We start from the raw sequence: 11,901 nt of genomic DNA on the forward strand, positions 1-11,901 counted from the left end.
CACTGTGTGGGAATTGGTCAAATCCGGCGGCTGGATGATGTTGCCGATCATTTTGAGTTCCATCGCCGCACTCGGCATCATCGCCGAACGCCTGTGGACCCTGCGTGCCAGCCGTGTAACACCTGACCACCTGCTGGGCCAGGTCTGGGGCTGGATCAAGAACAAACAGCTCGACAAGGCCAAGCTCAAGGAACTGCGCGCCAACTCGCCCCTGGGTGAAATCCTCGCCGCCGGCCTTGCCAACTCCAAGCATGGTCGCGAGATCATGAAGGAGTGCATTGAAGAGGCTGCTGCCCGGGTCATCCATGAGCTGGAGCGCTATATCAACGCCCTGGGCACCATCGCCGCCATGGCGCCATTGCTCGGGCTGCTCGGCACCGTGCTGGGCATGATCGATATTTTCAGCTCCTTCATGGGCTCGGGCATGACCACCAACGCCGCGGTGCTGGCCGGTGGTATTTCCAAGGCCTTGATCACCACGGCGGCGGGCCTGATGGTCGGTATTCCTTCGGTGTTCTTCCACCGTTTCCTGCAACGGCGCATCGATGAGCTGGTGGTGGGCATGGAGCAGGAGGCCATCAAGCTGGTGGAAGTGGTGCAGGGCGACCGTGACGTGGACTTCGTTGAGGGCAACGCGTGAAATTTCGCCGCAAGCAACGGGAAAACGTCGATATCAACCTGGCGTCGTTGATCGACGTGGTGTTTATCCTGCTGCTGTTTTTTGTCGTCACCACCACCTTTACCCGGGAAACCCAACTGCGGGTCGACCTGCCGGAAGCCGTCAGCGGCTCCCCGGCGGAAGACCAGCAGGCCAAGCAACTGGACATCGCCATCAGCGCCGATGGCGTGTTCTCGGTGAATAACCAGTTGCTGGAGAAAAATGACCTGGCCAGCCTGATGGATGCGCTGCAAAAAGAGTCGGGCGGTGATACCAACCTGCCACTTTCCATCAGCGCCGATGGCAACACCAAGCATCAGGCCGTAATCACGGCAATGGACGCTGCCGGCAAGCTCGGCTTCAGCCATTTGCGCATGACCACCGTCGAGGCGGCGAGCCAACCCTGATGGCCATCACCGATCGTTTGCTCAAGGCCTGGTACGAAGGCCATCCGGCGCTCGCGTTGTTGCAGCCGCTGGAATCCCTCTATCGCCGGGTGGTACAGCGCAAACGCGCGCGGTTCCTGGCGGGCGAGGGCGAGATATATCAGTCGCCGGTGCCGGTCGTGGTGGTGGGCAACATCACCGTCGGCGGCACCGGCAAGACCCCCTTGATTCTCTGGCTGATCGACCATTGCCAGCGCAGCGGCTTGCGCGTCGGTGTGGTGAGCCGCGGCTATGGCGCCAAGCCGCCAGCGTTTCCATGGCGGGTTGAAGCCAGTCACACCGCCGCGCAGGCGGGGGATGAACCGCTGCTGATCGTGCAGCGCAGCGGCGTGCCGCTGATGATCGACCCCGACCGCAGCCGCGCGGTAAAGGCGCTGCTGGCCAGCGAAACCCTCGACCTGATTCTCTCCGACGACGGCCTGCAACATTACCGCCTGGCCCGTGACCTGGAACTGGTATTGATTGATGCCGCTCGTGGGCTCGGTAACCGCCGCTGCCTGCCAGCGGGCCCGTTGCGTGAGCCGGTCGAGCGTTTGCAGAGCGTCGATGCGCTGCTTTACAACGGCGCGGGTTCTGACCGTGACGATGGTTTTGCCTTCCGCCTGCTGCCCACCGCGTTGGTCAACCTGCACACCGGCGAACGCAAACCCGTCGATCACTTCCCGGTGGGGCAGCAGGTGCACGCGGTGGCCGGCATCGGTAACCCGCAACGTTTCTTCAACACCCTTGAAACGCTACACTGGCGCCCAATACCCCATGCTTTTGCCGACCACGCGCCGTATAGCGCCGAGGTCTTGAATTTCACACCGGCACTGCCGTTGGTCATGACGGAAAAGGACGCGGTGAAGTGCCGCGCCTTTGCCAGGCCCGACTGGTGGTACCTTGCGGTGGACGCGGCACCGTCACCGGCGTTTGTCGCCTGGTTCGACACGCAGTTGATGCGCTTGCTGCCCGCTCGCCTTTTGCCTTAAAACGCTGCTCTCCAGGACACACTCATGGACACCAAACTGCTCGATATCCTCGCTTGCCCGATCTGCAAAGGCCCGCTCAAGCTCAGCGCCGACAAAACCGAGCTGATCAGCAAGGGCGCCGGCCTGGCGTACCCGATCCGTGATGGGATTCCGGTAATGCTCGAAAGCGAAGCCCGTACCCTGACCACCGACGAGCGCCTGGATAAATGACCACCGCCTTCACTGTTGTCATCCCGTCCCGCTACGCCTCCACCCGCCTGCCCGGCAAACCACTGCAACTGATCGGCGATAAGCCGATGATCCAGCTGGTGTGGGAACAGGCCTGCAAAAGCAGCGCCGAACGGGTGGTGGTCGCGACCGACGATCCGCGCATCATCGAGGCCTGCAAAGGCTTTGGTGCCGAAGCGGTGCTGACCCGTGAAGACCACAATTCCGGCACCGACCGCCTGGCCGAAGTGGCCACCCAGCTGGGGCTGGCGGCGGACGCCATCGTGGTCAACGTGCAAGGCGACGAGCCGTTGATTCCGCCCTGCGTGATCGACCAGGTGGCAGCCAACCTGGCAGCCCATGGCGAAGCCCGCATGGCGACCCTGGCCGAGCCGATTGAAGACATCGAGACCCTGTTCAACCCCAACGTGGTGAAAGTGGTCAGTGACCTCAATGGCCTGGCGCTGACCTTCAGCCGCTCCACCTTGCCATGGGCGCGGGATGCGTTTGCCAAGCAGCCTGACGTGCTGCCGGCGGGCGTGCCTTACCGCCGCCACATCGGCATCTACGCCTACCGCGCCGGTTTCCTGCATGACTTCGTCAGCTGGGGCCCGTGCTGGCTGGAAAATACCGAATCCCTGGAACAACTGCGGGCTCTGTGGCACGGCGTGCGCATCCACGTGGGCGATGCCCTGGAAGCGCCACCGGCCGGTGTCGACACCCCTGAAGACCTCGAGCGCGTTCGTCGCCTGCTGGGGGCCTGATGCAGGTTCTGTTCGTCTGCCTGGGCAACATCTGCCGTTCACCGACGGCAGAAGGCGTGTTGCGCCACAAACTGCGGGAAGCCGGCCTGGCTGATCAGGTTGAAGTGGCCTCCGCCGGCACCGGTGAATGGCACGTGGGCAATCCGCCGGACAAGCGCAGCCAGCGGGCAGCGCTGCAGCGTGGCTACGACTTGTCGGCCCAGCGGGCCCAGCAGGTCTCCCGGGCCGACTTTTCCCGCTACGACCTGATCCTGGCCATGGACCAGAGCAACCTGCGTAACCTCAAGGCGATGCAGCCGGCCCAAGGCAAGGCGGACCTGGATCTGTTCCTGCGCCGTTACGACTCGGTGGTGGATGAAGTACCGGACCCTTACTACGAAGGCGACCAAGGCTTCGAAACCGTCCTCGACCTGATCGAGCGCGCGTGTGACTTGTTGGTGATTGAATTGAAGGGCCGGTTATGACGTTGCAGGTGCAAGCCCAGGTTTCGCTCAAACCGTTCAACAGCTTTGGCATCGACGTGCGCGCCCGGCTGTTTGCCGAGGCCCATAACGATAGCGACGTGCGTGAAGCCTTGGCCTATGCCGCCGGGCATCAACTGCCATTGCTGGTGATTGGCGGCGGCAGCAATCTGTTGCTGACCCAGGATATCGACGCGCTGGTGCTGCGCATGGCCAGCCAGGGCATCCGGGTCGTGCAGGATGATGGCATCCAGGTGGTGGTTGAGGCCGAAGCTGGCGAAGCCTGGCATCCGTTTGTGCTGTGGACCTTGGCCCAGGGTTTTTCCGGCCTGGAAAATCTCAGCCTGATCCCCGGCACCGTTGGCGCCGCTCCCATGCAGAACATCGGCGCCTATGGTGTGGAGATCAAGGACGTGTTCGCCGGCCTGACCGCCCTCGATCGCCACACCGGCGAGCTGCGGGATTTCAGCCTGGCCGAGTGCAACTTTGCCTACCGCGACAGCCTGTTCAAGCACGAAACCGGCCGCTGGCTGATCCTGCGGGTGCGTTTTGCCTTGAGTCGCGCCGCGCACCTGAAGCTGGAGTACGGGCCGGTGCAACAGCGCCTGACCGAACAAGGCATTACGCAGGCCAGCCCGAGCGACGTCAGCCGCGCCATTTGCAGTATTCGCAGCGAGAAACTGCCGGACCCGGCGGTGCTCGGCAATGCCGGCAGCTTCTTCAAGAACCCGCTGGTGTCACAGGCGCTGGCCGCCGAGTTGCAGCTTCAATATCCGGACATGGTGGCTTACCCCCAGGCCGACGGGCAGATGAAACTGGCTGCCGGCTGGCTGATCGACAAGGCCGGCTGGAAGGGCTTTCGCGACGGTGATGCCGGCGTGCATCGCTTGCAGGCACTGGTGCTGGTGAACTACGGCGCGGCCACCGGCCAGGACATTGCCGGCCTCGCGTTGCGTATCCAGCAGGACATCGAAAAGCGTTTCCAGGTGGTGCTGGAAATGGAGCCCAATCGCTATTGAACTAAGCTTGTTTTTTGACGCACCAAGCCCTGCATTGCAGGGCTTTTTTATTTGCGCTGAGTTAACTTAGCTGACTACTCATATTTTTATCCGCTCACGGAAGATTGGCAGGAGGCGAACGCCTGATGGACAGCGTCGATCTGAATGTATTGCGCAGCGTATTGGAATGGCGCCGCGCCGGGCAGCGGGTGGTGCTGTACAGCGTGGTCCAGACCTGGGGCAGCGCGCCACGTCCGCCGGGGGCCATGCTGGCCCTGCGCGGTGACGGGGTGGTGATTGGCTCGGTGTCGGGCGGGTGCATCGAGGATGACTTGATCGCCCGTTTGCAGGATGGCCGGCTGCCTGACGACGGGCCGCCTGTGCAGTTGGTGACCTATGGCGTCACCCGCGACGAGGCTGCGCGTTTTGGCCTGCCTTGCGGTGGCACCCTGCGCCTGACCGAGGAGCGGGTGGGGGATCCGGGTTGGGTGGCTGAACTGCTGGCGCGCTGTGAGGCGCACGAGATTGTCGCCCGCGAGTTGGACTTGGCCACCGGTGAGGTGGTGCTGAGCGGTGCGAGCAAGACCGATGTGGTCAGCTTTGACGGCGAGCGATTACGGGCGATTTATGGTCCGCGCTGGCGCCTGCTGTTGATCGGTGCGGGCCAGCTGTCACGGTACGTGGCGGAAATGGCGCGGTTGCTGGATTTCGAAGTGCTGATCTGCGACCCGCGCCAGGAGTTTGTCTATGGCTGGGAAGAACAGCACGGGCGTTTTGTGCCGGGCATGCCGGATGAAGCGGTGCTGAATATCCAGACCGACGAACGCACCGCCATTGTCGCGCTCACCCATGACCCGCGCCTGGATGACATGGCGTTGTTGACGGCCCTCAATTCCAGGGCGTTCTACATTGGTGCCCTGGGTTCGCGGGTCAACAGCCAGAAGCGCCGGGAAAATCTCGCGGCGCTCGGGTTGAGTGTGAACGCCATTGCGCGGCTGCATGGGCCTATCGGCCTGCATATCGGCAGCCATACACCGGCGGAGATCGCCTTGTCGTTGATGGCGGAAATCGTCGCCATCAAGAACGGGATTGATCTGTTGCAGAAAAAGCCGTTGCAGGCAGCCGTCAGTTGACGGGCATCACCGCGATCATCCTGGCGGCGGGGCAGGGCAGTCGTTTTCGGGCTGAGGCGGGTGCCGATCAGGACAAGTTGCTGGCGCCCTGTGTGGGCCGGGACGGCGTCACGCGGCCGGTAATCGAACAGGTGCTGGTGAGTTTGCCATCTGCCGTTGCAAAACGTTGGTTGGTGACGTCGCCGGATCGCGCGGAAGTCATCCGGTTGGCAAAGGTGCACGGTTGCGAAGTGCTGCTGTTGCGCTCGCCGGGCATGGGCGACAGCATCGCCGCCGCAGTGGCTGCCAGTGGGCCGTCTGCCGGTTGGCTGGTGGTGCTGGGGGATATGCCGTTTATCCTGCCTGCGAGTATCGGGCAGGTGATGGCAGGCGTTGGAGAGGACGGTATCAGTGTCCCGGTGCACGCAGGCCAGTATGGTCATCCTGTAGGATTTGGCCGTTCGTTCGGCCCGGCATTAATGGCACTGACCGGTGATCGCGGAGCAAAGCCACTGTTTGCCCATGCCTCGCTACAGGAAGTGGCAGTCGATGATCCCGGTGTGTTGTGGGATGTGGACGTGCCGGCTTTGCTGAACTACCGCTAGCTGATAGGCAGACATAAAAAAGCCCCGCCTGATCACTCAGGCGGGGCTTTTTAGTAGCCGATGGAATCAGACGAGGGGTTTAGGCTCGTGCTCTTCTTCCAGGGCTTTAGGCTGGTGCTCTACCACTTCTTCAACGGAACGCACTTTCTCGTCGATGACAGGGGCAGTGTGCTCAACCACGGCTTCGGTGACCGGAGCAGGGGCTGCTTCGACCACTTCAGCAACGGCTGGAGCTGCTTCGGCAGCGGCCTTGGCAGCAGCGGCGGCTGCTTCAGCTTCCTTGCGACGACGACGCACTTCACGCGGGTCATTCGGCGCACGGCCGTTTTCGGTCAGGGCGCTGACTGGAGTGGCTTCAACCACCGGAGCGGCGACTTCGGCAACCACTGGCGCTTCAACCACTGGCTCAGGCTCGGCAACCACGGCAACAGGTTCCGCGGCGACAACCACTTCAGCGACTGGCGCTGGAGCTTCTTCGACGACTGGAGCCGGTGCTGGTGCTTCGACTGCTTCAACCACTGCGGCTGGCTCGGCGGTCCACTGGAACGCGGTCTGTTCTTCGCGAACTTCACGCACTTCAGGGGTTGGCTCTGCAACCGGTGCTTCAACAGCGGCTTCAACCACTGGCTGTTGTTCAACAACAACCTCAGGCTCGGCAACCACTTCAGCTACAGGCTGAGGCTCGCGAGCTTCACGAACGTGACGAACCGGCGCTACTTCCACTTCCACTTCCGGAACAGCTGGCGCTTCGACCGGAGTCGTTGCTTCAACTACCGGTGCTTCGACGACTGGCGTCTCTACAACGGTGTTTTCCTGGATGGCGGCGGTGGCGGCTTCAGCTTGCTCGTTGGCTTGGGCTTCAGCAGGTGCGCTGATGACCGAGCTGGCAACAGCGGCGGTAACGGCCAGGCCGGCAGCCAGTTCGGCGCCAGTCGGTTCGCCAGTAGCGGTAGCTTCGCCGGTCTCTTCCGAGCCTTCGATTTCATTGCCGTTGGCATCACGTTGACGCTCACGACGGTTGCTGCGACGACGCTGACCACGGGAGCGGCGGCGTGGACGATCGCCTTCGGCGTTGTCCTGGCCGTCTTCCTGTTGCTGGTCTTCGTTGGACAGCAGCTCTTCTTCTTCACCGGCTGGAGCCGCTTGCTCGGCACGTGGTTGACGCTCTTCACGAGGAGGGCGTGGCGCACGTTCTTCACGGGGCTGGCGAGCTGGACGCTCTTCAGCGGTGGCAACGGTTGCAGCAGCGGCGGCTACGGCCGGAGTGGCATCCAGCGGCTCACGCAGTTCACGCACGCGTTCTTCGCGCTCGCCACGTGGCTTGCGGTCTTCACGAGGGGCGCGTGGAGTGCGCGGTGCACGTTCTTCGCGCGGTGCGCGCTCTTCACGGGCTACGGCTGGGGTTTCTTCACGGGCTTCGCGCGGTTGGCGCTCTTCACGTGGCGCGCGATCTTCGCGAGGTGCACGTTCTTCACGAGGCTTGCGCTCTTCGTCACGGCGACCGTTGCGATTGCGGCTCTGCTGGCGACCGTTGCGACGCTCTTCATTGCGCGCAGGGCGTTCAGTCACAGGCTTCTCGACCACAACCGGCGCAACCGGCTCTTCCTTGGTGGCGAACAGGCTGACCAGCGACTTCACCAGGCCTTTGAACAGGCTTGGTTCAGGCAGGGTAACTGGCGCGGCAACCGGAGCGGCAGCTTCAACCGGAACCGGTGCGTTGGCACGGGCTGGTGCGGTCTTGACGGCAGCTTCCTGGCGAACCAGGGTGCGGGTCGCAGCAGCTGGCTGGACTTCTTCCACTTCGGCAGCGGCAGCAGCGATTTCGTAGCTGGACTGGTTGACGTGGGCTTCCGGGCTGTCATCACGCAGGCGCTGCACTTCGAAGTGCGGCGTCTCGAGGTGATCGTTCGGCAGGATGACGATGCGGGCACGAGTGCGCAGTTCGATCTTGGTGATCGAGTTGCGTTTTTCGTTGAGCAGGAACGCAGCGACCGGGATCGGCACCTGGGCGCGCACTTCGGCAGTGCGGTCTTTCAGGGCTTCTTCTTCGATCAGGCGCAGGATCGCCAGGGACAGCGATTCAACGTCACGGATGATGCCGGTGCCGTTGCAACGCGGGCAGACGATGCCGCTGCTTTCGCCCAGGGATGGACGCAGGCGCTGACGGGACATTTCCAGCAGGCCGAAGCGGGAGATACGGCCGACCTGTACGCGGGCACGGTCAGCTTCCAGGCATTCGCGGACTTTCTCTTCCACGGCGCGCTGGTTCTTGGCCGGGGTCATGTCGATGAAGTCGATCACGATCAGGCCGCCGATGTCACGCAGGCGCAGCTGGCGGGCGATTTCTTCAGCCGCTTCCAGGTTGGTCTGCAGGGCGGTTTCTTCGATGTCGCTACCCTTCGTGGCACGCGCCGAGTTGATGTCGATGGACACCAGGGCTTCGGTCGGGTCGATCACGATGGAGCCGCCGGAAGGCAGTTCGACCACGCGCTGGAAAGCGGTCTCGATCTGGCTTTCGATCTGGAAACGGTTGAACAGCGGAACGCTGTCTTCGTACAGCTTGATCTTGCTGGCGTACTGCGGCATCACCTGGCGGATGAAGGTCAGGGCTTCGTCCTGGGCTTCAACGCTGTCGATCAGCACTTCGCCGATGTCCTGGCGCAGGTAATCGCGGATGGCGCGGATGATCACGTTGCTTTCCTGGTAGATCAGGAACGGCGCGGAACGATCCAGCGAAGCTTCTTTGATAGCGGTCCAGAGTTGCAGCAGGTAGTCGAGGTCCCACTGCATTTCTTCGCTGCTGCGGCCAAGGCCGGCAGTGCGCACGATCAGGCCCATGTCGGCCGGAGCGATCAAACCGTTCAGCGCTTCACGCAGTTCGTTGCGCTCTTCGCCTTCGATGCGACGGGAGATGCCGCCGGCACGCGGGTTGTTCGGCATCAGGACCAGGTAGCGGCCAGCCAGGCTGATGAAGGTGGTCAGGGCGGCGCCCTTGTTGCCACGTTCTTCTTTTTCCACCTGGACGATGACTTCCTGGCCTTCGCTCAGGACGTCCTTGATGTTCACGCGGCCTTCAGGAGCTTTCTTGAAGTATTCGCGGGAGATTTCTTTGAGGGGCAGGAAGCCATGGCGCTCGGAGCCGAAATCGACAAAGGCAGCCTCAAGGCTTGGTTCGATGCGAGTAATCCGGCCTTTATAGATGTTGGCCTTCTTTTGCTCGCGTGCACCGGACTCGATGTCCAGGTCGTAGAGGCGTTGGCCATCTACCAGTGCAACACGCAACTCTTCGGGTTGAGTTGCGTTAATCAGCATTCTTTTCATGTTGTACCGTCGGTTTCCGGGCTGCCGGAAACGGCGTTCGGCACACACGACTTCTCACGGTCGGTGTCAGGTGCGTCAAGAGTGGTTGGCCACTCCAGTGTCCAGCAATACCCGCCAAAATGGGCGATATCGCGACGTACGCTTCCTGCTTGCTGTGGTGACTTAAGCACTCAGTCAGGAGGAGGAATCAACCGGCGACTGTGGACGAGATGAAGCGTCTAAATATAAGCCTAGTGCTACACGGTCCGACGGTTGTGCATCTCCACCCTACACGTATCCCTGATAATTCGGGTGCTGCCGCGCGCAGAATCCGCAGCGGGTTGGCATTTACCGTGTTCTCCAATGGGGAGAACACGCTCATGGCTAAACAAGACCGGGTGTGGGCGACTGTGCTCTCACTCAGCTCGTAACAGGCGTTGTTTCCGAAGCATTCGCCGTGGTCTGGCTCAAGACTGACTGCACTTTGTGAACTGGCCGTAAATATCGGCGCAAAAGGCGAGTAATCACTCTGCTTCTTGCACTCGCTTCAGGCCTCATGTCACCTGCGCTTGTTACAATCTCGAGCCTTCCAGGGTGGCGAAAGCCCCGTAGGACGGCCTCGCGTCCTGATGAATTGCGATGGTCAGGGCCGGCAGTTTGCCGCTAGTCCTCTGTCCAGGCCGCTTTTGGCGGCGTTCGCGACTATAGCAGCAATGATTAAGTGCTTCAATTCCATAAAAAATTGTTATCATCGCCGCCATGACGACTACCGCCCCCCAGACCCCCAGCGTCCAGCTGCTTGAGGTCTCGCCGGAATATGCCGGCCAACGCATCGACAACTTTCTTCTTGCCAGGCTCAAAGGCGTGCCCAAGACCTTGATTTACCGCATTTTGCGTAAAGGCGAAGTGCGCGTGAACAAGGGCCGGATCAAGCCCGAGTACAAGCTGCAGGCGGGCGACATCGTCCGTGTGCCGCCGGTGCGGGTGCCTGAGCGGGACGAACCGGTCCCCCTGGCCCAAGGCCTGTTGCAACGCCTTGAGGCGTCGATTGTCTTTGAAGACAAGGCGCTGATCGTGATCAACAAGCCTTGCGGCATCGCCGTTCACGGCGGCAGTGGCCTCAACTACGGGGTGATCGAAGCCTTTCGTCAGTTGCGCCCGGACGCCAAGGAGCTGGAGTTGGTCCACCGTCTGGACCGCGACACCTCCGGCCTGCTGATGATCGCCAAGAAGCGCAGCATGTTGCGCCACCTGCATGCCGCCCTGCGCGGCGATGGCGTGGACAAGCGCTACATGGCGCTGGTACGCGGCAACTGGGCAACCTCGATCAAGAGCGTCCGCGCGCCGTTGCAGAAGAGCAACCTGCGTTCCGGCGAACGCATGGTCGAGGTGGACGAGGAGGGCAAGGAGGCGCTGACCCTGTTCAAGGTACTGCGCCGCTTTGGTGACTTCGCCACCATGGTCGAGGCCAAGCCGGTCACCGGCCGTACCCACCAGATTCGGGTGCACACCCTGCACGCGGGCCACTGCATCGCCGGCGATACCAAATACGGCGACGAGGATTTCTCCAAGGAGATTCGCGATCTGGGTGGCAAGCGCCTGTTCCTGCACGCCTACATGCTCACCGTGCCGCTGCCCGATGGCGGCGAATTGAAGCTGCAAGCGCCTGTCGATGAGATGTGGGCCAAGACCGTGGAGCGCCTGAGTGTCGCACCTTGACTACAAGCTGCTGATCTTTGATTGGGATGGCACGTTGTGTAATTCCATTGGTCGGATTGTCGAGTCGATGCACGCTGCGTCGACCCGTTCCGGTTACGCGTTGTGCGACGACCTGGCGGTCAAGGGCATTATCGGCCTGGGCCTGCCGGAAGCGATCCGCACCCTGTATCCGGAGATCGGCGACGACGACCTGATAGCCTTTCGTCAGCACTATGCCGATCACTACATGGCGCTGGATGCCCAGCCTTCACCGCTGTTTGAAGGCGTAGCCCAGGCCATGGAAGCGTTTCGCGCCGACGGCTATCACCTGGCAGTGGCCACCGGCAAGGCCCGTCGCGGCCTGGATCGGGTGCTCAAGGCGCATGGCTGGGAAAATTATTTCGACGCCACCCGTGCGGCGGATGAAACCGCCAGCAAACCCCATCCTCTGATGCTCGAACAGATCCTCGCTCAATGCGGTGTGTCGCCTCGGCAGGCGTTGATGGTGGGGGATGCGTCGTTCGACCTGATGATGGCGCGTAATGCTGGCATGGACTCCGTGGCGGTCAGCTACGGCGCCCAGTCTGCCGAGGCATTGCAGGCGTACGAGCCGAGACTGACGATTGACCGTTTTTCTGAATTGCAGGCCTGGCTGAGCCGGGCCCATTAAGTCTTTGCTGG

12 protein-coding genes are annotated in these 11,901 nt (G+C 62.1%); 11 read left to right on the forward strand and 1 reads right to left on the reverse strand.

The window, feature by feature from the left end; translation table 11 throughout:
• Positions 1-4 precede the first annotated feature (4 nt).
• The 9 genes from M2400_RS17675 to M2400_RS17715 all read left to right on the forward strand — a co-directional run bounded on the left by M2400_RS17675 (position 5) and on the right by M2400_RS17715 (position 6,222).
• Complete coding sequence (locus M2400_RS17675) at positions 5-640, forward strand: MotA/TolQ/ExbB proton channel family protein (protein ID WP_177042951.1); 636 nt, start codon at positions 5-7, stop codon at positions 638-640.
• The gene (locus M2400_RS17680; RefSeq protein WP_177042952.1) at positions 637-1,065 is read left to right on the forward strand and encodes a biopolymer transporter ExbD; all 429 of its coding nucleotides are present in this window, start codon (positions 637-639) and stop codon (positions 1,063-1,065) included. Before M2400_RS17675 ends, M2400_RS17680 begins: the two co-directional genes overlap by 4 nt.
• Positions 1,065-2,075: a tetraacyldisaccharide 4'-kinase gene (gene lpxK, locus M2400_RS17685; RefSeq protein ID WP_177113680.1), complete on the forward strand. Its 1,011-nt coding sequence runs from the start codon at positions 1,065-1,067 to the stop codon at positions 2,073-2,075. The genes M2400_RS17680 and lpxK overlap by 1 nt, the downstream gene beginning before the upstream one ends.
• A gap of 24 nt (positions 2,076-2,099) precedes the next feature.
• On the forward strand, positions 2,100-2,285 hold the full coding sequence (locus M2400_RS17690; protein WP_003174668.1) for a Trm112 family protein: 186 nt from the start codon (positions 2,100-2,102) through the stop codon (positions 2,283-2,285).
• Positions 2,282-3,046, forward strand: coding sequence for a 3-deoxy-manno-octulosonate cytidylyltransferase (gene kdsB / locus M2400_RS17695; protein ID WP_259196008.1), 765 nt, complete (start codon positions 2,282-2,284; stop codon positions 3,044-3,046). Before M2400_RS17690 ends, kdsB begins: the two co-directional genes overlap by 4 nt.
• The gene (locus M2400_RS17700; protein ID WP_010165863.1) at positions 3,046-3,510 is read left to right on the forward strand and encodes a low molecular weight protein-tyrosine-phosphatase; all 465 of its coding nucleotides are present in this window, start codon (positions 3,046-3,048) and stop codon (positions 3,508-3,510) included. Before kdsB ends, M2400_RS17700 begins: the two co-directional genes overlap by 1 nt.
• A complete protein-coding gene (murB, locus tag M2400_RS17705) occupies positions 3,507-4,526 on the forward strand; it encodes a UDP-N-acetylmuramate dehydrogenase (RefSeq protein WP_259196007.1) in 1,020 nt (339 codons plus the stop codon). The genes M2400_RS17700 and murB overlap by 4 nt, the downstream gene beginning before the upstream one ends.
• 125 nt (positions 4,527-4,651) lie before the next feature.
• Complete coding sequence (locus M2400_RS17710; protein ID WP_259196006.1) at positions 4,652-5,638, forward strand: XdhC family protein; 987 nt, start codon at positions 4,652-4,654, stop codon at positions 5,636-5,638.
• Complete coding sequence (locus M2400_RS17715; protein ID WP_177042957.1) at positions 5,635-6,222, forward strand: nucleotidyltransferase family protein; 588 nt, start codon at positions 5,635-5,637, stop codon at positions 6,220-6,222. Before M2400_RS17710 ends, M2400_RS17715 begins: the two co-directional genes overlap by 4 nt.
• A 66-nt stretch (positions 6,223-6,288) precedes the next feature.
• Here the strand turns inward: M2400_RS17715 and rne are convergent, their stop codons facing one another.
• Positions 6,289-9,543 carry a ribonuclease E gene (rne, locus tag M2400_RS17720; protein ID WP_405046175.1) on the reverse strand — a complete coding sequence of 1,085 codons (3,255 nt, stop codon included), beginning with the start codon at positions 9,541-9,543 and terminating at the stop codon, positions 6,289-6,291.
• 738 nt (positions 9,544-10,281) lie between these two features.
• On the opposite strand from rne, the gene rluC reads away from it, so the two are divergent.
• Together rluC and M2400_RS17730 are read left to right on the forward strand one after the other, a co-directional pair.
• Positions 10,282-11,241, forward strand: coding sequence for a 23S rRNA pseudouridine(955/2504/2580) synthase RluC (gene rluC / locus M2400_RS17725; protein WP_004371325.1), 960 nt, complete (start codon positions 10,282-10,284; stop codon positions 11,239-11,241).
• The gene (locus M2400_RS17730; protein WP_259196003.1) at positions 11,228-11,890 is read left to right on the forward strand and encodes an HAD-IA family hydrolase; all 663 of its coding nucleotides are present in this window, start codon (positions 11,228-11,230) and stop codon (positions 11,888-11,890) included. Before rluC ends, M2400_RS17730 begins: the two co-directional genes overlap by 14 nt.
• Positions 11,891-11,901 lie beyond the last annotated feature (11 nt).

The organism is Pseudomonas sp. BIGb0558 (genome assembly GCF_024807515.1).
In the GTDB taxonomy this organism is placed as follows: Bacteria; Pseudomonadota; Gammaproteobacteria; order Pseudomonadales; family Pseudomonadaceae; genus Aquipseudomonas; species Aquipseudomonas yamanorum_A.